This is a genomic window from Aerosakkonema sp. BLCC-F183 (assembly GCF_041929145.1).
GTDB lineage: Bacteria > Cyanobacteriota > Cyanobacteriia > Cyanobacteriales > Aerosakkonemataceae > Aerosakkonema.
In genome coordinates, this window is the sequence record NZ_JBHFNU010000018.1 from 45301 (window position 1) to 69006 (window position 23706).

At 43.4% G+C, this 23706-nt stretch carries 15 protein-coding genes; 12 read left to right on the top strand and 3 right to left on the bottom strand.

The annotated features are described in order from the left end of the window. Nucleotides 1-636 precede the first annotated feature (636 nt). Nucleotides 637-3138, top strand: a complete 2502-nt coding sequence (ppsA, locus tag ACE1CD_RS04970; protein ID WP_374822018.1) for a phosphoenolpyruvate synthase — start codon at nucleotides 637-639, stop codon at nucleotides 3136-3138. 428 nt (nucleotides 3139-3566) lie between these two features. Then, on the top strand, nucleotides 3567-4154 hold the full coding sequence (locus ACE1CD_RS04975) for a universal stress protein (RefSeq protein WP_374800543.1): 588 nt from the start codon (nucleotides 3567-3569) through the stop codon (nucleotides 4152-4154). Nucleotides 4155-4288: 134 nt separating this feature from the next. Here ACE1CD_RS04975 and ACE1CD_RS04980 read toward each other — a convergent pair whose 3' ends face one another. Next, the gene (locus tag ACE1CD_RS04980) at nucleotides 4289-5245 is read right to left on the bottom strand and encodes an exopolysaccharide biosynthesis polyprenyl glycosylphosphotransferase (RefSeq protein WP_374822021.1); all 957 of its coding nucleotides are present in this window, start codon (nucleotides 5243-5245) and stop codon (nucleotides 4289-4291) included. Between the two features lie 372 nt (nucleotides 5246-5617). Here ACE1CD_RS04980 and ACE1CD_RS04985 point away from each other — a divergent pair, with 372 nt between their 5' ends. The 7 genes from ACE1CD_RS04985 (at nucleotide 5618) to ACE1CD_RS05015 (ending at nucleotide 9794) form a co-directional block, all read left to right on the top strand. After that, on the top strand, nucleotides 5618-6136 hold the full coding sequence (locus ACE1CD_RS04985) for a hypothetical protein (protein WP_374822024.1): 519 nt from the start codon (nucleotides 5618-5620) through the stop codon (nucleotides 6134-6136). 50 nt (nucleotides 6137-6186) lie between these two features. Further along, nucleotides 6187-7074, top strand: coding sequence for a hypothetical protein (locus ACE1CD_RS04990; protein ID WP_374822027.1), 888 nt, complete (start codon nucleotides 6187-6189; stop codon nucleotides 7072-7074). 177 nt (nucleotides 7075-7251) lie between these two features. Further along, nucleotides 7252-8145, top strand: a complete 894-nt coding sequence (locus ACE1CD_RS04995; RefSeq protein WP_374822030.1) for a hypothetical protein — start codon at nucleotides 7252-7254, stop codon at nucleotides 8143-8145. A gap of 11 nt (nucleotides 8146-8156) precedes the next feature. Next, on the top strand, nucleotides 8157-8939 hold the full coding sequence (locus ACE1CD_RS05000; RefSeq protein ID WP_374822033.1) for a 7-carboxy-7-deazaguanine synthase QueE: 783 nt from the start codon (nucleotides 8157-8159) through the stop codon (nucleotides 8937-8939). Nucleotides 8940-9014: 75 nt separating this feature from the next. After that, nucleotides 9015-9326, top strand: a complete 312-nt coding sequence (locus ACE1CD_RS05005; protein ID WP_374822036.1) for a type II toxin-antitoxin system RelE/ParE family toxin — start codon at nucleotides 9015-9017, stop codon at nucleotides 9324-9326. After that, complete coding sequence (locus tag ACE1CD_RS05010; RefSeq protein ID WP_374822039.1) at nucleotides 9304-9552, top strand: type II toxin-antitoxin system Phd/YefM family antitoxin; 249 nt, start codon at nucleotides 9304-9306, stop codon at nucleotides 9550-9552. The genes ACE1CD_RS05005 and ACE1CD_RS05010 overlap by 23 nt, the downstream gene beginning before the upstream one ends. Before the next feature lie 92 nt (nucleotides 9553-9644). Further along, nucleotides 9645-9794: a hypothetical protein gene (locus tag ACE1CD_RS05015; RefSeq protein WP_374822042.1), complete on the top strand. Its 150-nt coding sequence runs from the start codon at nucleotides 9645-9647 to the stop codon at nucleotides 9792-9794. 90 nt (nucleotides 9795-9884) lie between these two features. On the opposite strand, the gene ACE1CD_RS05020 is transcribed toward ACE1CD_RS05015, so the two are convergent. After that, complete coding sequence (locus ACE1CD_RS05020) at nucleotides 9885-10547, bottom strand: DUF3318 domain-containing protein (RefSeq protein ID WP_374800557.1); 663 nt, start codon at nucleotides 10545-10547, stop codon at nucleotides 9885-9887. Nucleotides 10548-10831: 284 nt separating this feature from the next. Next, nucleotides 10832-11797: a glutathione S-transferase family protein gene (locus ACE1CD_RS05025; RefSeq protein WP_374822045.1), complete on the bottom strand. Its 966-nt coding sequence runs from the start codon at nucleotides 11795-11797 to the stop codon at nucleotides 10832-10834. A gap of 695 nt (nucleotides 11798-12492) precedes the next feature. Between ACE1CD_RS05025 and ACE1CD_RS05030 the strand changes: the two genes are divergently transcribed. The 3 genes from ACE1CD_RS05030 to ACE1CD_RS05040 are packed head-to-tail and all read left to right on the top strand — an operon-like array spanning nucleotide 12493 to nucleotide 23219. After that, entirely contained in the window at nucleotides 12493-19530 is a 7038-nt protein-coding gene (locus ACE1CD_RS05030; protein ID WP_374822047.1) for a PAS domain S-box protein, read from the top strand. Continuing rightward, nucleotides 19531-23037, top strand: coding sequence for a response regulator (locus ACE1CD_RS05035; RefSeq protein WP_374822050.1), 3507 nt, complete (start codon nucleotides 19531-19533; stop codon nucleotides 23035-23037). After that, nucleotides 23025-23219: a hypothetical protein gene (locus tag ACE1CD_RS05040; RefSeq protein WP_374822052.1), complete on the top strand. Its 195-nt coding sequence runs from the start codon at nucleotides 23025-23027 to the stop codon at nucleotides 23217-23219. The genes ACE1CD_RS05035 and ACE1CD_RS05040 overlap by 13 nt, the downstream gene beginning before the upstream one ends. Nucleotides 23220-23706 lie beyond the last annotated feature (487 nt).

Sequence of the window (23706 nt, forward strand, 5' to 3'; positions counted from 1 at the left end):
ACTCTGGAGCGTAGATTTTGTTTCGCTGTGTAACAAGTTAATCGCTGGCTAAAATTAAGAATTATTACAAAAATGCGCTTATTTACGCCGACATTGTATAAGTGCCTTTTTGGATTGGCTATCCGGTAGATAATGCCATAAGTAAAGCCGATCGATTTTATGAAACGCTTGCCGTAAAATCATTACCAACACCCTACACTACATCGCCCCATACCCTATGGCCGAAAAAACGGAGACAGGGGGACGGGAAGAGCGGCAAAGACAGTTAGTTCTATAAATGTAACTTTGCTTTACAAGTAATGAAATTTAACATTCAGTCATAAAAAATCTACTTATAGCTTTTATATTTTATCACTTGTCGTTGCCTTAAAAACTTATATTTTTATTGAAACAATTGTTGGATAAACTGTTTTTTTTGAAATTAGCAACATAACAATTTATTTTTCTTAAGAAATACCCTAATACAAGCAGAGAGACATTTTTTACTTTTGGTAAGTAAGGAAACAAAAAGAATGTTCTTTGTGTTGGCTAGAGAAAGCGATAGGATGCAATTAGAAAGAAAATCGAGCATTGCAAAAGGCTCCCTCTGCTAAACAGCAGTAACGATTGAAGAGATTTATTACGGGAGATAAATAAATGTTGCAAACAGAACTATATTCACAAGAACAATCGCGGCTGGAAAGAGAAAAATCTTTAGTGCTGACTTTTGAAGAAATTCGCCTCAGCGACGTTCCTTTGGTCGGCGGCAAAAATGCTTCTTTAGGAGAAATGATTCAACAGCTATCTTCTACAGGAGTGCAAGTTCCGACTGGATTTGCCACGACAGCTTATGCTTATCGGTACTTCATCGAACAAGCGGGTTTAGAAAAAACGCTGCGCCAGCTATTTTCCGACCTAAATGTAGATGATGTAAAGAACTTGCGGATGAAGGGTAAGCAAGCTCGTGCTTTAATTCTGAACACACCTTTTCCGGAAGATTTAGAAGAAGCGATCGCTGAGGCATATAAAAAGTTATGCGATCGATACGGCACAGGAGAATCTTGCCAAGAACTTGACCCCAACGATAAAGAAGCCTGCGAAAAATACAGTCTCGATCTCGATGTTGCCGTTCGTTCCAGCGCCACAGCAGAAGATTTGCCCGATGCCAGTTTTGCCGGTCAACAAGAAACCTACCTGAACGTTTACGGCGTAGAAGCAGTGTTGGAAGCTTGCCATAAATGCTTTGCCTCCATCTTTACCGATCGCGCCATCTCCTATCGCACCATCAAAGGCTTCGATCACTTTGAAGTCGCCCTTTCCGTCGGCGTGCAAAAAATGATACGTTCCGACTTAGCTTCTTCCGGCGTTATGTTCTCGATCGACACAGAAACCGGCTTCAAGAACGCCGCCTTAGTTACCGCCGCTTATGGTTTGGGCGAAAACGTAGTCCAAGGCGCAGTTAACCCCGACGAATACTTCGTCTTTAAACCCACTCTCAAACAAGGCTACCGCCCCATCCTGGAAAAACGCCTCGGCAGTAAAGAAATCAAAATGATTTATGACGTTGGCGGCGGTAAACAAACCAAAAACGTATCCGTACCAGAATCAGAACGGGGGAAATACGCCCTCAACGACGAGGAAATTCTGACATTAGCAAAATGGGCTTGCATCATTGAAGATCACTATTCCGAACTGCGGGGTAGCTACAGCCCGATGGACATAGAGTGGGCCAAAGACGGCTTAACCGGCGAATTGTTCATTGTGCAAGCGCGTCCGGAAACGGTGCAATCTCAAAAATCCAGCAGCGTTCTGCGTAGCTATCAACTCAAAGGCAAGAGCGAAGTACTGGTAACCGGTCGTGCTGTGGGCGAAATGATCGGTCAAGGCAAAGCTCGCGTCATTCTTGACGTTCACAAAATCGATCAATTCCAAGCCGGTGAAGTGTTGGTAACAAACAAGACTGACCCGGATTGGGAACCGATCATGAAGAAAGCGAGTGCGATCGTCACCAATCAAGGCGGACGTACCTGCCACGCCGCAATTATCGCTCGCGAAATGGGCATTCCGGCAATTGTCGGTTGCAGTAATGCTACGGGTGTTTTGACTAACGGTCAAGAAGTTACCGTCTGCTGTGCGGAAGGGGAAGAAGGACGGGTTTATCAAGGTCTGCTGCCGTTTGAAGTCCAAGAAACCCAATTAGATAATTTACCGCGCACCCGCACTAAGATTTTGATGAATGTGGGTAATCCAGAAGAAGCTTTCGGTTTAGCTTCGATTCCTTGCGATGGTGTAGGATTGGCACGCTTGGAATTTATCATTGCCAACCATATTAAATGCCATCCTTTGGCGCTGATTCATTTCGACAAACTGGAAGATGAATCGGTGAAGCGAGAAATTGGCGAGCTAACTGCACTATATAATAGTAAGCCGGATTTCTTTGTGGATAAGTTGGCGCACGGAATCGGTACGATCGCAGCTGCATTCTATCCCAACCCGGTAGTAGTGCGGATGTCGGATTTCAAGAGCAACGAATACGCCAACTTGTTGGGTGGCAAACAGTTTGAACCGAAAGAAGAAAACCCGATGATCGGTTGGCGCGGTGCTTCTCGTTACTACGATGAAAAATATCGCGATGCGTATGGTTTGGAATGTCAAGCGCTGAAGCGGGTACGGAATGAAATGGGTTTGGTTAATGTTATCCCGATGATTCCTTTTTGCCGCACTCCCGATGAAGGTCGCAAGGTGCTGGCGGAAATGGAAAAATATGGCCTCAAGCGCGGCGAAAACGATCTGCAAGTCTACGTGATGTGCGAAATTCCCAATAACGTGATTATGGCCGATCGATTCAGTGAAGTGTTTGACGGCTTTTCGATCGGTTCTAATGACTTGACGCAGCTGACTTTGGGGCTCGATCGCGACTCGGCTTTAGTGGCCCACATTTTCGACGAACGCAACGAAGGCGTGAAGGAAATGGTGCGGTTGGCGATCGAAAAAGCGAAGAAGAATAATCGCAAGATCGGTATCTGCGGTCAAGCACCTTCTGACTATCCCGAATTCGCTCGTTTCTTAGTCGAACTGGGCATTGATTCGATCAGTCTGAACCCCGATTCAGTGATGAAAACTCTGCTAGACATCGCGCAGGTGGAAGGCGTCAGCTGAAGCATCAGTTGGGCGAGTTTAATTTGGGCTGTTAGCTGTTAGGAGTGAGTAGTTAGCGGAAACACCGCTAACTACTCATCTTGCTGTTTTGATATTTTTTTGTTTATAACTCGTGACTAATGACAAAAGTTGATTTATGCTTAAATCACTAAGGACTTATGCAGATTTTCTATACAGCAGCTTGCAGGCGAGTGCGGTACAAGAAATCCGGTTTCGCAGAACTTAGCGGGTTTCTGGGGTGTACTCAGACAAGGGCAAGCCGTTATATAAAAAGGTTTGGCTAGTAGTCCACCAGACTAATTTTGATAATTTTTTTGGACTGTAAAGAAAGGAAAAATTCTATTTCTAGGTCAAAATTAATTCGGTAAACTACTAGGGACAAGAGGCGATCGGCTTGTACAAGTCCTCCGTTTTTCCCTGCGGTAGAGATGTTCGATCGAACCTTTCTACAGATATTAACTTTCAATGAGAAAAAGCAATTAAAACGGATTTGCGATAAGTCCTGCCATTTAACTTACTTTGAAGAAAAAGTTTATATGTTCCGCAAAATACTGGTAGCAATGGATAACTCTGAAGACAGCAAGCATATTTTTGAGAAAGCTCTATCCTTGGCGAAACTAACCAACGCTCATCTTATGTTGCTGCACGTTTTATCTCCCGAAGATGAAGGTTATCCAAACATGGAATTGCAGCCTAGCTTGAGTTATTATGCAGGCAGACACGAACAGATCGATAGTTATTTAAAGAGGCTGAAAGAGTTTGAAGAGCGAGGTATAGAAATATTGCGATCGCGCTCAGCCAAAGCCACTACAGCGGGGGTAAAAGCCGAGTTTTGCCAAAATACGGGCAACCCCAGGTGGAGCATTTGCGACTTAGCTCGGACTTGGGATGCTGACCTCATTGTTATGGGGCATCGCGATCGGATTAGATTGAAAGAGATGGGACTGGGTAGCGTCAGCAACTACGTCACCCACAACGCGCATTGCTCGGTGTTGATTGTACAAGATAACGGGTAATTTTAGCAGGACGTTACGCACGCCGAAGCCAGAAACCGGGTTTCTGAGTCGATATCTAATTGAGAAAGCAACGATTTTTTTAAGAAACCCGGTTTCTTTACGTAAAGATTTTAAAATCTAAAAATTTCAATTGCTTAAACTGCGCCACTTTTTTTTATAAACACAACCACAATAGTTTTTAAAATGAGCTTCATATCATACATGAGACTCCAGTTTTTTTGATATTTCAAATCCAAAAGAATCACATCCTCAAAACTGCGAATTTGAGAGCGCCCGCTCACCTGCCATTCCCCAGTCATACCCGGTTTGACATCCAAACGCTGCCATTCTGGAACCTCGTACTTTTCCACTTCATCTGGTGTGGGCGGACGAGTGCCAACTAAACTCATTTCGCCTTTTAGCACATTCCAAAATTGAGGTAATTCATCAAAACTTGTGCGCCGTAAAAAGCGGCCAACTTTTGTAATGCGAGGGTCATTATCATTTTTGAATAGTGGGCCGGATATTTGGTTTTTAACGGTTGACTTGAGTGCTTCTGCATTAACGCACATCGATCGAAACTTCCACATCCGAAAGCGCTTTCCCATCCAACCGCAGCGAATTTGGCCGAAGAAAATTGGCCCTGGACTATTCAGCTTAATAGCAACAGCGATGGGAATAAACAAAAGAGCAGTAATTAGCAAACCTACCAACGCCCCCACAATGTCTATGACACGTTTTACCCAGGAACGGACAGAAGGATGGGTAACTGGTGGCTGAAATTCTTGGCGACGGGTTACGGTGGGAGGATTGATTTCGCTGATTTCCTCGATCGCAAAGACTTGGTTTAATCCCGTCAGGGACAGCACTGCCATAACTTGAGGTCGCACATTCCGGAGTACTAATTGAATTTCTTGCTGCTGGGCGGTTTTTAGATTGCTGACAAGGGCACCCAAACCACTACTATCCATAAAAGTGGTTTGGCTGAAATCAACGATAATTTGGCTGGGAAGCGGACTTCCCTGGCAAAGCTGTTGAAAGTTTTGCTTGAAGGCGACTGCCTCCAGCACGCTTAAACGAGGGGGAGCTTGAATTTGAGGACTCTCTTCCAAGAATTTAACCCGAAAATCTACCGCCGGAATTTAGCCAATTATGGAAACAATATAAAAACATCATAGCTACTAAAACGATAGACAAATATCTCGGTCTTAGCAAGCTTGAGATTTTACCTCAATAGTGAAAATATGATGCTGCTGTTTCCAAAACTACTTCTTTACAGTGGCTGACAGCATTCATCCAAAATAATCATGCCATACTATACAAGAAACTAACTTTCTACATATTGACAGATTCTATTTTTAATGCTTATAGGGATTAGCGATCGAATATCCGCAGTCACCAGCCCCCGATCGAGAACTCCCCACACAAACAGCCCAACCTTAAGCCAAAATTGGAACTGTAACCCCAGTCATCTGGAGAATACGATGAATTTCAATCGTTTGCGTAGAATTATACCAGCCTTATTACTGGCTGTGTTGCTGCTCGTCACTTCCACCTCCTGTCAGGCCCAGGATAAGTCCCCATATGCCCAAGCACAAAAGGAAAGCACCCAAAGAGGCGCTACTCCGGCAGTTGCCAAGAATGCCGAACAAGGTAGCAGCTTTAACAAATTCTTTCCTAAGTCTGCTGACGGCTACCAAGTAGTACCAGCACAGGAAAAGAAAGGATTTGCTGAGTATAAGTTGAATAAAGATGGCAAGAATGTTGCCGTGATGTCTATTAACGATACGGTAAGCACTCCAGACGCTCAGAAGAAATACCAGCAAAGTACCGAAAAAATTGGCGGTTATCCAGCTGCGGAGGCTCCCGGTAACGCTACAGGCGTCCTCGTCAATAATCGCTACCAAGTAAAAGTGGCATCCCGCGATAAATCTTTTACCAAGAACGATCGCGTCACTTGGCTGCAAAAATTTAACTTGAGCGGAATTGCCCAACTCAAGTAAATTTTCATGCAGTAACGTTTCCGATAACAACCATCAAACAAGGATTTTTTGTGAGCAAAACGATTTATCAATTAGTTGATGAACTGCCCACTGGCGGTATGACTGTAATGGCGTTGCGCTCGCTCGATTTTGTTGTTCCGGGCGAGTGGCAAAATTTGGTTGGTTTCGATAATACAATTCGCGCCGTCACAGGCGAAACAGACCCAGATTTTATCAAACAAATTGGCGAACGCGCCGTCTATTTGTTCAACGACAAATCGCAGGGATACCAAACAGCTTTATGGCTGTATCAAACAGTCGATCGAGCTTCTTCTGCGTTGGGTGCAGCTGCTTTAGCCAACAAAGTTGGTGAGAAAGTGCCTCTGCTGGGTTTTCTCGGCAACATTACTCCCAAAGCAGAAAAAGCGCAAACGATCGACCTAGCTGTTAAGTTAGTCGTTGAATTGGTTGCCTTCTGTCAAATTAACGGTATTCCCGGCGACAGCATTGGCGATTTCTTAGCATCTTTAGGGGACTACAGCGGCGAATCTTTGATGCGGATGGCGGCGCTAGTTTGCTTTGATGGTCTGATTCCCCTTGGCCCGGACTTTATCCAAATGGTTCTGTCGAAATTCAACAGTATGAGTCCGCAAGAATTGGAACAAAATCAAAGTTTCCAAGGCGTTCAAGATCAAATTCCTGGCGGTAGTTCTTCTGGTAAACTCGGCTTCATTAACGAAAGCTTTGCTTCTGTTTCTGGATGGATGGGTGATTTCGTCAACTCTCGCGGTTTGACACCGCAAAACGTTGCCCATAACCTATCCAACTTTATCGAATTTAGCGATGATAAGCTGGATTATCTCGGTGCTTTCCTGGATGTGTCAACCAATTATTACGAACATACTGGCATTCAAACTTTAGCTCGTCGGCTAATCGAACGAGCTGTTGCCGAAATTTAGAAAAAAGTTGTCTTCAGGGTGCATCTCTTTGTGAGAATCCGAAAAGCTGCTATTGAAAATTGTAGATAATAGTAGTTGTGTCAAACTGAGATGCACCCACAAGGAATCATAAAAAAGCAGGGTTCATTCTAAATACACAAGCAATCTCCCATCTAAAATTACAAATTCTAAATCGCGATGAGTCAGACTAAACCTATTAATGAATTGCTCGATAATCTCCCGACAAGCAATGTAACCGTTTATTTGCTGCGAGCTTTGGATTCGGTTGTTCCAGGTGAATGGCAAAATTTAGTCGGGTTTGAAAATACTATTCGCGCTGTGACAGGGGAAACCAATAATAAAACAGTGAAAAAAATACGCGATCGCACGATCGATTTGTATAGCGATCGCTCTCAAGGATACCAGCAAGCTTTGTGGATATACCAAACTGTAGATAACGCGGATACGGCGCTGGGTGCAGCCGCAATGGCTAACAAAATTGGCGAAAAAGTCGGTTTTTTGTCTTTCTTAAACAAGCTAACTCCCAAGGCTGATACAGTACAAACTATCGATTTAGCGATAAAATTAGTGGCAGAGCTAATCGCTTTTTCAAAGATGAACGGCTCGCCTGCGATCGAAGTTAATGATTTTAAAGCGGCCTTAAGCAGTTATCATCATGAATCTCTCATTAGAATGGCTGCTTTAGTTTGCGTTGATGGTCTGGTTCCCCTTGGCCCGGATTTTGTTTCCAGGGTACAATCAACTTTAGGTGGTCTTAATCCATCTCTTTTACAACAAAATTCCACCTTCCAAAGCTTGAGCAACTTCATTCCGGGAGGTAGTACGGGAGATAAATTAGGCTTTATTGGCGCAAGTTTCGCCTCAGTGCAAGGGTGGATGAATAATTTTGTAGGTTCTCATCATCTGACACCACAAATATTTCTTGGCAATCTCAAAAAATATGTAGATATCGCTGATGATAAACTGGATTATGTCGCCGCATTTCTGGACATGACAACCAACTATTTTGAACACACAGGTACTCAAACTGTGGCGCGACGGTTAATCGAACGAGCTGCTTCTGAAATTTAGAGATGATAATTATGGCAACGCAAATCGCCACACCACGAAAAGCGCGTTTAATTGAAGTGTTCTCCGCCATTCAAGGCGAAGGATTGAATGTGGGTACGCGCCAAATTTTTATTCGTTTTGCGTTGTGCGATTTGCGGTGCCATTTTTGCGATAGCGCTCATACTTGGAGTGTTCCAGAAGTTTGTAAAATCGAAAAAACACCGGGATGGCGCGATTTTGAAACTCATACCAATCCGGTAATGCTAACAGATTTGCTGTCATGGGTGGCGAGGCAAAATCAACCGGGATTGCACGATAGCATTAGTTTAACTGGTGGCGAACCGCTTCTTTCTGCGCCGTTTTTGGTGCAATTTTTACCAGAAGTGCGATCGATCTCTGGTTTGCCAATATACTTGGAAACTGGCGGTCATCGTCCAGAGCAATTATCCCAGGTTTTGCCTTACTTGGATTCGATCGGTATGGATATCAAACTACCCAGTGTTAGCGGCGAAAATCGCTGGCAAGCTCATCAGGAGTTTTTGCAACTTTGTGGCAATTCACAAGTAGAAGTATTTGTCAAGATAATTATTTCCAGTCAAACCAATCCAGCCGAATTAGAACAAGCTGGTGAGTTGGTAGCTTCTGTAAATCCCGCAATTCCAGTATTTTTGCAACCTGTAACGGCACTACCGGGTGAAGATTCGGTAGTTGTTCCTGCACCCGATCGCGTTTTGTCATGGCAAGCACTGATGAAGCGTTTTGTCAAGCAAGTGCGAGTAATACCGCAGACTCACAAGATGATGAATCAATTGTAAACATCTTGCGATCGCAAAACTGAGCGACTAGCTTCTATTTGGGCTTTTGCCTTTTGAGTAAAACTTAGGATGTATATGCGGTATGAAATCATTTTCGATCCAGAGGCGGTCAAAGATATAAAAAATTTCAGAGCAGATCTTCGAGGTACAATACGAGATGCTATAGAAACCTACTTGCGATACGAACCGACCAAAATCAGTAAAAGTCGCATTAAACGCTTACGTGACTTTTTACGACCTCAATATAGACTTAGGGTTGATGATATTCGAGTCTTCTACGACGTGGCGGAAGGAGTCGTTGAAGTTTTAGCAGTTGTGGCAAAATCAGAAGCAGAGGCTTGGCTGGAAAAGGAGGGAGAAATTGATGAAGGAAGTAACGATGGCTGAGGTACAGGAGAGCCTACTTGAATATTTACAAATAGCAGAACAAGAAGGTATCCTCATTACCCATCAAGGAAAACCTGTGGGAATATTACTTGGTTTGCAGTCTGAAGAAGATTTAGCAGACTATCAATTAGAAAACGACCCTCGCTTTTTGAAACGAATTGCAGCAGCAAGAAAACGTCTGCGATCCGGCGAGGGAATTCGTTTAGAAGATATTAAATGGGAATAGGAGGTTTGGCAAAAATTTTACGACTTTCCGAAATCATCGAAGTCTCCTCCACTATCCGGAGTAAGAACCCATTTCCAAACATCTGGAAGAACATGAGTTCCCTCGTGTTTATGAAACCAGGGAATGAGTTTGTTTTCGATCGAGCGCCGATTTCCAAAAACGGCATAATACCCAAATCGGATGCAGAACCATTTTATCTGGCTAACAGGTTTGAGGATAAGAGTAAGAGCGGTCATAAATAAACGGGATTAAAAATAAGCGGTTAAATTTTAATTTGAATTCAGAAACCCGGTTTCTTCAAGAAACCGGGTTTCTTTTGCAAAACCGATCGCCTAACCGTAAATATCTTCCGATTGGTAATCTTCGCGAGAAGCTTTCATTTTGGCTTTTGCCTTGTTAGCACTACGTTTGAGCGCTTGCAGTCGCGCTTCGTATTTGCTGCGCTGACGTTTGGCGGGGGATAATTCGATCATCGCTTTCAAAGCGCTACCGAGACTTTTGTAGGCATTGGGGAGAGAATAACCGAAACGGGTGGCGAGTGCGATCGCTTTTTCGTCGGCGTCGATCGCTTCCTTGAGCGTGCGTTCGCCGTTATTCTTTTGATAAAGTCGCCAACCTGACACGCCGCAAAGTCCCAGCGCCAACAGCAGCAACAAACCATCTTGCACCCACAATTCTCCCACAGCGCCACCCAAGCCGATCGCTAGCGCTGCCATTTCCCAACCATCTCTGGGAATTGTATCGTTTTGAATGCGGGCGACTTCGTGCCAGAACAGCAAATTGCGCTGATCCATTGCCAATTGATCCCATTTCACCAGGTCAATTTGGATTTCCACCTGGTCTTTGCCAATTTCTTCACAGCGAATCAGGGGTGGATTCACCTCGGTTGTGCCTTCAACCGTGACCCAACTCTGCATTTCTGGCGGCAGTAATCCTTTTAAACGCCGCAGTTCGCTCATTTCCGATCTAGCAGAGGAAGTTGCATAGGATGTCATATTTCCAGCCCCAGCAAGTTAGCAGCAGACAAAAAACGTCTTTTTTGGAGTATACATTGACAATTGTACGGCTTAACACAAGGGTCTGTGGTGAATGGGGATAAAATGCAGGCGCGAAGGTTCCCCTGTGGGTCAATCATTCCTCTGGCTCAATTCCAGCTGCCCGTAACTCTCCAAAAATTCTTGTGGGGTAGGCATCTTGCCTGCCTTTTTTATTCTTTTGGAGGAGAGGTTTAATGAATCTGCGTGTATGAGAGACCGCAGAGTGTCAATGACTCCGTGAACTAAGAGGCTATTTTGCGATCGGGCGGTGATTCCAGGTCCATTATTGGCCCTTTGGGAACGATGCGAGTGGGATTGATTTTGTTATGGCTGACATAGTAATGCCGCTTGATGTGGTCGAGGTTGCAGGTTTCTTTAACTCCGGGAATTTGATAAAGTTCTTTGAGGTAATTCCAAAGATTTGGATAATCCCAAATATGATGCAGGTTGCATTTGAAATGACCGTAATAAACTGGGTCGAAACGCAGGAGGGTTGTGAACATACACCAATCTGCTTCGGTGATGCGATCGCCACATAAATAACACTGTTTACCTAACACTTCATTCCAATGTTGCAAAGCGTTGAATAAATCTGTCACGCCTTCTTCATAAGCTGTCTGAGTCGTAGCGAATCCGGCTCGATAAACACCATTATTAATCGGTTGATAAATGAGGTCGATCGTTTTGTCAACCTTTTCCACTAAATCGTCAGGTAAAAAGTGCCAATCTGACTTCGCGAAATCCTGAAATTCGGTATCCAACATCCGGATAATTTCGCGGGATTCGTTATTGACGATCGTCCCAGTTTCTTTATCCCAAAGTACCGGAACGGTTACCCTTCCTTCATATTTTGCATCTGCCTTGAGATAGGTTTCCCAAAGATAATTCGCACCATTAACCGCATCGGGAATGCAACCGGGTTCGTCGGAGAATTCCCAGCCGTTTTGGTCGATTACGGGATGGACAACTGAAAGGCCGATCGCATCCTCTAAACCCTTCAATTTTCGCATAATTGCGGTGCGGTGCGCCCAAGGACAAGCCCAAGAAATATAAAGATGATAGCGCCCCGCTTCCGCTTTAAAACCGCTAGAACCATCAGCCGTAATTTTGTTACGAAAACTGGTAACTGGACGAATAAATCTGCCTTGGGAATCTTCTTGTTCCCGTTCCGATACCCACCTGCCATCAGCAAGAAGACCTAAACCCATAATAACTCCTTTGAGTTGCTATGGATAATTATAACTGGTAGCGATAAGCTGTTCGGTATTTAAACTACTTATTATCGGTGTACGGTGAGTCACACAGAACGCTTAAAATGCTTGGAAAACTTGAATATTTCACGCCCTCTACAATAGGCTATCAATTTTACGCACGGTATTGTTCATTTTAGACACAATTTATAGTAGCCACCAAAAAATTAATAATTACTCGCACACGATGCAAATTTCAGATATTTCAGCAAGCCAATACACCGAGGTTATTGCAAATTGAAGTCAAGAGCCTAGATTTTTAGTTAAGCAACCCGGTTTCTCAGGTCTTGTTGATAATGCTGCAAAATATGAAAAATATGAAATTTTACTTCCCTATCTTCCCCATCCGACTCTTTCTTTAAGTAAATTTTATATATGGGCAGCTTCGTCCCTTGCCTGGGAAGTACGTAAGGACAAGCTTGACGAGGGTTATCATAGTTTTATTGCCAAAGCACCTACCTAAAGGAGTATAATATTTGTTTGAACATTAAGTTATTTTGACTTTATTTACCTGCACCTACTTAGGTATGTGCAGGTAAGGCCCAACTATCGCAGTTTCCTTCATTTGCCGCGATAATGCGGAGACCTTTACAAGGGGAAGCTCGGATAATTTTATCTAAATAGATTTTTCAACTTCAAAACAGTACCTCATAGTGACTAGCTGGTTACGCAAACTCTCTTTAAGAACTGTCCTGATTGTGCCGTTCGTTTTGCAAACTGTAACGGCGGTGGGATTAGTGGGTTATCTTTCTTATAAAAATGGCCAACAAGCAGTGGAAGACTTGGTAAAACAACTGATGGAGGAGGTGGGAGAACGAATTAGCGATCGCCTCGACAGCAATTTGGAGACGCCCCAACAAGTTGTAACAACCAACCATCTAGCATGGCAACAGGGAACGCTAGATATTAGAAACTTAGAGGAAGTGCGGCAGCAGCTTTGGCAGCAGATAAAACTGAATCCGTCCATGACAGGCATCTTCTTTCTCAATCGAAACGGAGAAACTGTTGGATACGGACGCATCCTCAGTCAGGATATGCGCGAAGTTGTTCGCAAGGTATCTGGAAAAGATTTACCGATCGGTACGATCTTTTACAGTGAAGCAAAAAATCCGGCGACTACACAACGGAAATTCTACACCACTGATTCTAGGGGGAAGCCCCAAAAACTTGTCTATATGGTAAAAATGGATTTCCGTACCCTTCCCTGGTACGTGCAAGCAAAAAGCAGCCGAAAAAAAACTTGGACACCACTGGTAGTTTACCAAGCTGCGCCTGCGGTAGGAATGTTTGCGGTGACGCCAGTTTACGATCGCCTCGGTCAATTGCAAGCAGTTTTTGCGGCTAATGTAGATCTTGCCGCGCTCAGTACATTTTTGAAAAAGCTGCACTTTTCGCGATCCGGCCAAGCTTTTATTATCGATAGTTCTGGTAATTTAGCAGCTACCTCCACATTAGAAAAGCCTTATGTCCAGCAAGCAAACAATCGGCCTACCCCATTATCGATCTTCAATAGTCGAAATGTCAGACACAGGGAAATTGCCGAACACTTAAAGAAGCGTTTCGGCAATTTTCGCCACATCCAAAATAACGAACAATTGATAATCAATAGCCAAGGAGAAAAATTATTTATTAGAATTGTTCCATATCGAGATAAATATAGTTTTAATTTTTCAATCGTCGTTGCCATCCCCGAATCTGATTTTATGGCACAGATTAACGAAAATACTCGCCAGACAATTTTACTTTGTATTGTTACTTTATTAGTTACCATCGGGATGGGAGCGATCGCAACCCACTCAATAACGAAACCGATTTTGCACTTAAATGCTGCGGCTAAAAACTTAAGTAAAGGTGAATTAGAGGGCAATATTCCAGTAACTGGTGCTAAAGAAGTCAGTGAATTAACGGAATCTTTTAACCAGATGGCGCAGGTTTTATTAGAATACAATCGCAGTTTAGAAACGCAAGTACAAGAAAGAACCGAGGCATGGCAACGCAGCGAAGCACAAATGAACGCCTTCATTGCAGCTGCGCCAGTGGGAATGGGAATACTCAATAAAAACTTGCGTTTTGTTAAACTAAATCAAGTTTTATCAGGAATTGCCGGGTTGACGGTAGAAGAAAAAATCGGTAAAACCATTAGGGAAGTTGTTCCCCAAAAATTAGCGGATACAATTGAACCTTTATATCAACAAGTTCTGGCGACAGGAAAACCGATTATCAATCTAGAAATAAGGGGGGAAGTTCCTACAAAGCAGGGAATTCAGGGTTACTGGATGGTTTCGTACTTTCCGATTTTTGATGTGAATAATTCTCCTGATGGAGTGGGAGTAGTCGTTGTAGATATCACCGATCGCAAATATCTAGAAATTGCCTTCCAAGAAAAAACAGATGAACTAGAGCAGTTCTTTTCCGCTCCATTAGACTTGCTCTGCATTGCCGACACAAATGGTTATTTCCGTCGGCTAAATGTGGAATGGGAAAAGGTATTAGGTTACACTTTGGCCGATTTAGAAGGATGCAGATTTTTAGATTTCGTTCATCCTGACGATCTCGAAAGTACGTTAGGCGCAATTGCCGAGCTATCACAACAGCAAGTAGTCTTGAATTTTACTAACCGCTATCGTCATCGCGATGGCTCGTATCGTTGGATAGAATGGCGTTCCCTGCCAATTGGTAAACTAATTTATGCCGCTGCAAGAGATATCACAGAGCGCAAACGCGCCGAAGCAGAGTTGCTGGAAAGCAAGCGTTTAATCGAACAAGTGACAGAATCTACATCGGCAATTCTGTATATTTTCGATTTGCTCGAACAGCGGAATGTGTATATCAATTCTCAAATCGAACGATTATTAGGCTATTCTCCCGCAGAAATTCAAGCGATGGGTAGCAATGTATTTTCCATCCTCATGCACCCAGAGGATCTGCCCAGAGTTATAAAAGTCCATGCTGGCTTACCATTGCTGTCAGATAACGACTGGATGGAAGTAGAATATCGGATGCGCGACAAGCAGGGAAATTGGCATTGGCTTTGCAGTCACGATCGCATTTTAACCAGAACAGCTAGCGGTCAGCCCGCCCAACTTTTAGGGACAGCGACGGATATTACCGTTCGCAAACAAACAGAAGCAGCACTACGCCAAAGTGAAGAACGTTTCCAAGAAATTGCCCAGACGATCGATCAGTTATTCTTCGTGCGATCGGTTTCTACGGGTGAATTTCTTTATGTTAACCCTGCTTATGAAAAGATTTGGGGGCGCAGTTGCGAAAGCTTGTATCGAGATCCTCAATCTTGGGAAACAGCAATTCACCGAGAAGATCGTTCATCGCTGCAATCCTCTTTACGCATACAATTTGAAGGAAAGTCTGTCAAGCGAGGATATCGCATTATTCGACCGGATGGCGAAATTCGCTGGATCCAAGCGGAAATTTCCGTAATTTACGATCGATCGGGAAAGCCGGAGCGCTTCATTGGATTTGCAGAAGATGTCACCGATCGCAAACTGGCTGAAATTGCCTTACGGGAATCAGAACACAAATTTTCTACCATTTTCCACAGCAGTCCCGATCCGTTATGGATTGCCACTTTATCGGAAGGACGCTGTTTGAACGTCAACGACAGCTTTGCCAAATTCTTGGAATATCCTTATGAAGAAATTATCGGCAAAACCTGCGTTGAGCTAGGGATCTGGGATAAAATTGAAGACTTGCATCGCTTCCGTCAAGCACTTACCAAGGAAGGTAAAATCACGAATTTTGAAGTTGTGCTTCGCACTCGATCGCGCCAAGCCAGAACAGTTTTACTATCGGCTACAGTCAGCCACATAAATAAACGAGATTGCGTGATTGGTTTGCTCAAAGATATTACCGATCGCAAACAAATAGAACAAGCACTAGGGAGGGAAATTCTTCGCAGCAAAACCCTCCTGGATAGTTCTGTAGATGGTATTGTCGTCCTCGATTCCCAAGGTAATGTCCTAGAAACTAATGCTAGTTTTGCCAGAATGTTGGGCTACACCATAGAAGAAACATTAACCTTAAATCTAGTCGATTGGGATGCTGATTGGACGCGAGATAAAATCGAACGTAAAATCACTGAAAGTAATCTGTGTATTAACACATTTGAAACCAGACATCGCCGTAAGGATGGTTCGATTTATGATGTAGAGATTAGTGCAAATAATGTTATTTTTGATAGCAAAAAAGTCATTTTTTGTATTTGTCGGGATATTACCGAACGCAAAAACTTAAAACGTGCCCTAGAAGCATCGGAAGCGAAATTAAACGATATTTTAAATACTGCTCCAGCGGCGATTTCCAGGTTTCGCGTATTTGCCGATGGTAACTGGGAAATCGATTATATTGCTAACGGTTGCGAGGCTCTTTCCGGCTACAGCGCTACCGAAATCAAAGCAGATAAAACTCTTTGGATTAGCAGCATCCTCAGCGAAGATTGGCAGGCGATCGAAAGCGATTTATTTGCGAGTATTTTCGAGCAACGCACCGCCAATCGCGAGTATCGGTTGCGCCACAAAGATGGCAGTATGCGGTGGATTGCTGAAACTACTAATTCTCGATGGGATCGAACTGAAAAGTGCTGGATGGTGACGGTAATTGCCATCGACATTACGGATCGCAAACAATTACAACTAGCTTTACAAACTTCAGAAGCTAGGCTGAAATCGGTGTTGAATAATGCGCCTGCCTTTATATCGGGAGTTCGGTTGAGCGATAACGATCGCTGGGAATATGAATATTTTTCACCGGGTATTGAAGCGATTTGCGGTTACGCAGGTGAAGAAATTGCCGGCGATTATTCGCTGCTACTATCGCTGATTTTACCCGAAGATATGGAAACTGTTGTCAAGCCAGCATTAGCTCGATCGTTTACACCCAATTTTGCCACCACGATTGAATTCCGACTCCGACATAAAAACGGTAGCATTCGGTGGGTTGCTAATTCCTTAAGCACCTATTGCGATGAGACAAATCAATGCTGGTATGGAACTGGCATTATGATCGACATAACCGATCGCAAACTAGCCGAACAAGCTCTCCAGCAAATTGAGTTTCGCTTACAGCAGTTAGCAGCAGCTTCGCCAGGAGTAATCTACACCGTTGTCGAATATCCAGATGGCCCTGTTCGGTATGAGTACCTCAGTCCTGCATTTGAAGAAATACACGAGATTCCCGTCGCCGAAGCCTTGGAAAACCCCGGACTTACATTTAATCAAATTCATCCAGACGATCGCACAGGCTATCAGCAAGCAGTTGCCAAAGCTCTGGAAACCATGCAAACGTTCAAACACGAATGGCGAATTATGATGCCTTCTGGAAAAATTAAGTGGATTCAGGCCAATTCTCGACCGCTACGGCGGGAGAATGGCCAGATTGTCTGGCATGGAATAGTTCTGGATGTAACCGATCGCAAACGTGCCGAAGCAATTATCCAAGAAAGAGAAGCTCGATTGAGGCTAGCAATGGAAGTATCGAATGCGATCGCCTGGGAACGAAATCTCCAGACTGACGAGCTATTATTCACTTCTACGATCAAAAAGGAAATTCCTATTCGTATTTCCTATACTGAAGCGCTGGAAATGGTTCATCCTGACGATCGAGCAAAACTGCACCGAGCTAATCAAGAAGCGATCTCCCAAAGGGAAGGGTTTCAAATCGAACATCGGGTTACTGGTAGTCTAGAAAACCCTGAATGGCGATGGTTGCAGGTAAAGGCCAAAATTTTAACCGATCCCGCAGGCAACCCTACCACCTTAATCGGAATGTCGGTGGATATTACCGATCGCAAACAAACCGAACAAGCTTTGCGGGAAAGTGAAAGTGCCCTTATCGCAGCCCAAAAAATTGCCCATTTAGGCAATTGGTCTTTCGATATCGTCACCCAAAAAATCACTTGGTCTGAAGAAACCTTCTACATCTTCGGACTCGATCCTCGCCAAGGCGAACCAACCTACGATCGATTGTTACAGTTCACCCATCCCCAAGATCTAGAAATTTTACAGCGGAATATCGAACTTGCTTTCAGAGAGGGGAAAGCTTACGAGCATGAAATCCGGATTATTCGACTTGATGGTGCGATCCGGTACACCTTCGGTAAAGGAGAACCTGTTTTTAATGAAGCAGGGCAGGTTATTAAATTATTTGGCATCGTGCTGGATATTACCGAGCGCACACAGACAGAAGAAACCTTGAAAATCACCTTAACTCGCCTGCAAAATCTAGCAACGGCTGTCCCCGGAAACATTTATTCTTTGGTACAACATTCCGATGGTTCTTTTAAATTTGAATATTGCAATCGGGCGATCGAAGAAATTACCGAACTAACCCTAGAAGAAGCTTTCCAGGATGCCAAAAAAGTGATGCTTTCTCTTATCCACCCAGAGGATTTAGCAGGGTATTTGGCAGCAGTCGATCGCAGTCTCGAAACTATGGATATTTTTAAACATCAATGGCGGGTTATCACACCTTCGGGCCAACTGAAGTGGTTGCAAGGGAACTCCCAACCCGAACGCCGAAACAATGGCGATATCGTCTGGCATGGGATTGTTTTAGATATTACCGATCGCAAACTAGCAGAGGCAGAACTCTCTCAAGCAAAAGAAGCCGCAGAAGCAGCTAACCGCGCCAAAAGCACTTTCTTAGCAAATATGAGCCACGAATTGAGAACGCCCCTGAATGCCGTTCTTGGTTTTGCCCAATTAATCAGCCAAAGTCCCGGACTTTCTCCCCAAGATCGGGAAAATATCGCCATTATTAACCGCAGCGGAGAACACTTGCTCACCCTCATCAATGACGTGCTAGATATGGCGAAAATTGAAGCGGGTCGAATGACGTTAAACGAAACAACCTTTAACTTTTATCGATTTTTGGATGAGTTAGAAAGGATGTTTTATTTAAAAGCTAGAGAGAAAAAATTGCAATTAAATTTTGATCGAGATGCTAGCATCCCTGAATTTGTGCGGACTGATGAAATAAAGCTGCGCCAAGTCTTGATTAATCTGATCGGTAACGCTATTAAGTTTACTGAAGCAGGGCACGTAACAGTGCGAGCGATGGAAAAGACAAAAGCCAGAAACCAAACCAGAGAAAACGAATTTATGGATCTGGATAATGGAGATACTTCCCGGCTGGCTTTTGAAATTGAAGATACAGGGGTAGGCATTCCGGAACATGAATTAGAAAGTATTTTTGAACCATTCTTGCAAACAAGGACGGGTAAACAATCTCAAGAAGGTACCGGTTTAGGCTTACCGATCAGCCGCAAATTCATCCAACTGATGGGCGGCAACATTACTATCAGTAGCCAAGTCGGTTGTGGCAGCACTTTTTATTTTGATATTCAGTTTGGCTTAGCCGATCGGCTATCAGAATTAAATAAGCAAGTACAACTAGAAGATAACAGCAAAATAGCCACTAGAGAAAATCATTCTCTTACTCCTATTGAAAAAGCTGCGATCAAGCCCATAGATTTCGCAGTTTTACCTAAAAATTTAATTGAGCGTTTAGAGCAAGCCAGCATCCAGGCAAGCTGGTATGAAATCACTTCCACTATTGACGAAATCGCTCTTATAGATCTTCAGTTAGCCGAGCGACTTAAGTATTTAATCCAAATGTTTGATTACCAAAAAATTGTGACGGCAATTAAACTTTATAAATATCCGGGAGAAGGATAAATGATTGAGTCATTAGATAGTTACATTAACAATAGATTTACAGCTAATATTTTAGTAGTTGATGATGACATTAATAATTTGCGTTTACTCACCGAGGTTTTGAGCAGACGCGGGTATGAAGTACGTCCTATCCGAGATGAGAGGATGGTTCCAGCAGCAATTCAGGCTAAGCAGCCTGACTTGATTTTGCTTGACGTTATGATGCCGTATATCGATGGTTATGAAATCTGCTCCCAGCTGAAAGCAAACCAAAAAACTCGCCATATTCCGGTAATTTTTTTAAGCGCTCTGCACGAAGCAATCGATAAAGTTAAAGCTTTTTCTATAGGTGGTGTTGACTATATTACCAAACCATTTCAAACGGAAGAAGTGATAGCGCGGATTGAAAATCAGTTACATATATGCAGGCTACAAAAACAAATAATAGAACAAAATGAGCGATTAAAAGAAGAAATTAAAGAACGCGAGTTAATGGCAGAAAAACTGCGTTCTTCTCAGGCAGAAATTCGCGGTTTTTTTGAGGCGATGGCAGACATCGTATTAATTGTGGATCCAGATGGCAAGACTATCAAAGTTGCTCCCACAAAGCCAGAAAAATTGTATCCTCCAGGCTCAGACATTATCGGTAAAACAGTAGAACTGTTGTGTAAAGAATCGAGTGTAATGTTTCGCAGTCGCATCAGAGAATCACTACATTTGCAGCAAATAGTTAATTGCGAATATAGCTTGAGTGTGGGTCGGGAACAAGTTTGGTTTTCTGCCAGCATTGCGCCCATATCTGAAAATACTGCCGCTTGGGTGGCCCGCGATATTACCGATCGCAAAAAGGCAGAAGCAGCTCTTTACACCAGCGAAGAACGCTTGCACCTAGCTTTGGAAGGCAGCAATTTAGGTTTGTGGGACTGGAATTTGAAGACTGGTGAAATCTACCGCGATCGCGCCTGGAACGAAATGCTAGGTTATCAAGATAGCGAAATTGCAAATAATTTAAAAGGTTTTGAAAGCTTGCTGCATCCAGAAGACACCGTTTTGATGCAAAAAGCCTTAGATGCCTATACCCAAGGCAAAAATAGCTGCTATAAAGTAGAATTTAGGATGCGATCGAAACTCGGCGAATGGAAATGGATTCTCTGCCGGGGCAAAATTTCTGAGCGCGACAGTTCCGGACAGCCAGTGCGAATCACGGGAACGCACAAAGACATCAGTCAGCAAAAAGCTTTAGAACAAGAACTTGCCTTACGAGAAGCGAGATTAAATGCCTTTTTCAAGTGCGCTCCAGTGGGTATGAATATCATAGACAGCGAACTGCGATACGTGCAAATCAACGAACACTTTGCACAAATTAATGGCATACCCGCAGGCGAACATATTGGCAAATCCATCCGTGAAATTTTACCCCAAATTGCCCCCACACTCGAACCCCTTTATCAACAAGTATTAGCAACGGGAGAACCGATTCTTAACCTAGAAATCACTGGAGAAATCCCCAGCCAACCCGGTATAATGCGCCACTGGGTAGTTTCTTATTTTCCCATTGCCCTGAACGACAGCACCCCTTCTAATGTAGGATCGGTAATAGTTGAAATTACCGATCGCAAACGAGCCGAATTAGAGCTGCAACTGGCAAAAGAACGCCAGGAATTAGTGCTTCGCGCCTCCCAAGATGGCTTCTGGGATTGGGATTTAGTCACCGGAGAAATTTACTTTTCACCTCGGTTTAAAGAGATGCTGGGCTACAGCGATGACGAATTTCCCAATGACATATCGGTTTGGGCAAACACAATCTTTGAAGAAGACCGCATCGCCGCCTTAAAACTCGTAGAAGATTATAACTGCGATCGCATTCCACAATTTTTAGCCACCCAGCGTTTTCACCATAAAAATGGCTCCACAGTTTATATCCTCTCTCGCGCTATTCATCTCAAAGATGCCAATGGAATTCCCATTCGTATGATTGGCGCTCATACAGATATTACCAACCTCAAACAAGCCGAAGAAGCTTTACAAAAAGCCGTCTTAGCCGCCGATGCTGCCAACCGCGCCAAGAGCGAATTTCTTGCTTCCATGAGTCACGAATTGAGAACTCCGCTCAATGCCATCTTAGGCTTTAGCCAAATCATGAGTAAAGATGATTCTATCTGCGGCGAAAATCAGAAAAATCTTGCCATTATCAATCGCGCTGGGGAACATCTACTGGCTCTAATTGATGACATCTTAGAAGTATCAAAAATTGAAGCCGGTCGCACCAATTTTAATGAAAGCAGCTTCGACTTCATACAAATGCTAAACAGTTTAGAACAAATGCTGCAATTAAAAGCAGCTTCTAAAGGATTGCAACTGATTTTTGAATGCAGCCCTAACATTCCTCAGTATGTCACAACTGACCAAGGTAAATTGCGCCAAGTATTACTCAACCTTCTGGGAAATGCCATTAAATTTACAGAAGTTGGCAGCGTAAAAATGCGCGTATATGTTAGTTCCATAGCTTCAGAAGTAACAACAGAAAACGAGCCTGAAAAACTCACTGTTAATTTTGAAGTCATAGACACGGGCCCCGGTATTTTTCCTGAAGAAATTCACCTGCTATTTGAAGCATTTCAGCAAACAGAAACAGGTCGTAAATCTCAGCAAGGAACAGGTTTGGGCTTGCCAATCAGCCAGAAATACGTACAATTAATGGGAGGAAAAATTAGAGTAAACAGTACCCCAGGACAAGGAAGCGTATTTGCTTTTGACATTCAAATCGGTTTGGCCGATCCAAAATTAGTTCAGACACTTAAGCAATATCGAAAAATTATTCATTTGGCTTCCGAACAACCCGAATATCGTATTTTAATAGTTGACGATGTTGCAGAAAGTCGTCTTTTACTCAATAAAATACTCGTATCCATCGGCTTTTCTGTCCGCGAATCTGAAAATGGCAAAGAGGCAGTACAGTGCTACAAAGAATGGCAACCGCATTTAATTTTGATGGATATAAGAATGCCAGTAATGGATGGTTATGAAGCAACCAGACAAATTAGAGCCGAAGAACAAAAAAGGTTGAATTACGAGAAAATTTCGGGAGATTCTGTCCCCCCATTTCCCAGAACGATCGTCCTTGCTTTGACTGCTAGCGTTTTCGAGGAACAGCGAAAAAATATTTTAGCAGTAGGCTGCAATGATTTTATTCGCAAACCCTTTCAAACTGACGATTTATTAGAAAAAATCGGTCAATATCTGGGAGTTGAATATGAATGGGAAAGCGAAAACAAAGAAGCTGAATGTAGCCAGAAAACTTCCGAAAAAGTCCCGGAAGCAGAACTGCCGAAGCTGCTGTCTCAAATGCCCCAAGATTGGATAATCAGACTCCACGATGCTGCTTCTGAATGCAGCGACGATATGGTTTTGGAATTGCTCGAAGAAATTCCAGCAGAAAATATCGATCTGGCAAATGCCATTAGAGATTTAGCGGATAATTTCCTGTTTACTAAAATTATTAAATTGGCTGAAGAATGTATGGAATAATTTGTCATACGATGATCGCACAACGCTTTTCCTTCACACCCGTCAAGGAATCAATTCGCTTTTCTACCACACCCGCCAAGGAATCAATTCGCTTTTCTACCACACCCGTCAAGGAATCAATTCGCTTTTCTACCACACCCGCCAAGGAATCAATTCCTTGGCTAATAGCGAAAGTCCGTTAAAACGGACTGAAAGATTAATATTTATTCCACTGATAAATTCTTATACTCGTCTGTCTAGCTTTTAAGTCTTATTTTTTGCACGTAGTTGGGCTTCAGCCCTCTTAGAAAACCTAGCATTAGAGGCGTCAAACCCAACTACATACCTTTATGTAAATAACTAGCAACTTGCGTTATTTAGTCAACTTGTAGGGGTGGGTTTAGCAAATATCCTTTGTTACCAACAAATAACCAGAAAACCAAACCCGCCCCAGGTACGTAGTTGGGCTTCAGCCCTCTTATGCTAGGTTTTCTAAGAGGGCTGAAGCCCAACAAATAACCAGAAAACCAAACCCGCCCCAGGTACGTAGTTGGGCTTCAGCCCTCTTATGCAAGGTTTTCTAATAGGGCTGTAGCCCAACTACATACCAGCGCCAAAAGCCAGACACCGCAACAACCACAAGCAAAAAACGCTACAAAAGAAAAAATTAGCAACCCATGGGTGCAGCAG

Excerpts from the sequence above, each read along its gene's own strand:
- ACE1CD_RS05005 (WP_374822036.1), top strand. The coding sequence starts at position 9,015 with ATGCGGTATGAAATCATTTTCGATCCAGAGGCGGTCAAAGATATAAAA.
- ACE1CD_RS05040 (WP_374822052.1), top strand. The coding sequence starts at position 23,025 with ATGTATGGAATAATTTGTCATACGATGATCGCACAACGCTTTTCCTTC.
- ACE1CD_RS04985 (WP_374822024.1), top strand. The coding sequence starts at position 5,618 with ATGAATTTCAATCGTTTGCGTAGAATTATACCAGCCTTATTACTGGCT.
- ACE1CD_RS04975 (WP_374800543.1), top strand. The coding sequence starts at position 3,567 with ATGTTCGATCGAACCTTTCTACAGATATTAACTTTCAATGAGAAAAAG.
- ACE1CD_RS05025 (WP_374822045.1), bottom strand. The coding sequence starts at position 11,797 with ATGGGTTTAGGTCTTCTTGCTGATGGCAGGTGGGTATCGGAACGGGAA.
- ACE1CD_RS05000 (WP_374822033.1), top strand. The coding sequence starts at position 8,157 with ATGGCAACGCAAATCGCCACACCACGAAAAGCGCGTTTAATTGAAGTG.
- ACE1CD_RS05035 (WP_374822050.1), top strand. The coding sequence starts at position 19,531 with ATGATTGAGTCATTAGATAGTTACATTAACAATAGATTTACAGCTAAT.
- ACE1CD_RS05020 (WP_374800557.1), bottom strand. The coding sequence starts at position 10,547 with ATGACATCCTATGCAACTTCCTCTGCTAGATCGGAAATGAGCGAACTG.
- ppsA (WP_374822018.1), top strand. The coding sequence starts at position 637 with ATGTTGCAAACAGAACTATATTCACAAGAACAATCGCGGCTGGAAAGA.
- ACE1CD_RS05015 (WP_374822042.1), top strand. The coding sequence starts at position 9,645 with ATGAGTTCCCTCGTGTTTATGAAACCAGGGAATGAGTTTGTTTTCGAT.
- ACE1CD_RS05010 (WP_374822039.1), top strand. The coding sequence starts at position 9,304 with ATGAAGGAAGTAACGATGGCTGAGGTACAGGAGAGCCTACTTGAATAT.
- ACE1CD_RS04995 (WP_374822030.1), top strand. The coding sequence starts at position 7,252 with ATGAGTCAGACTAAACCTATTAATGAATTGCTCGATAATCTCCCGACA.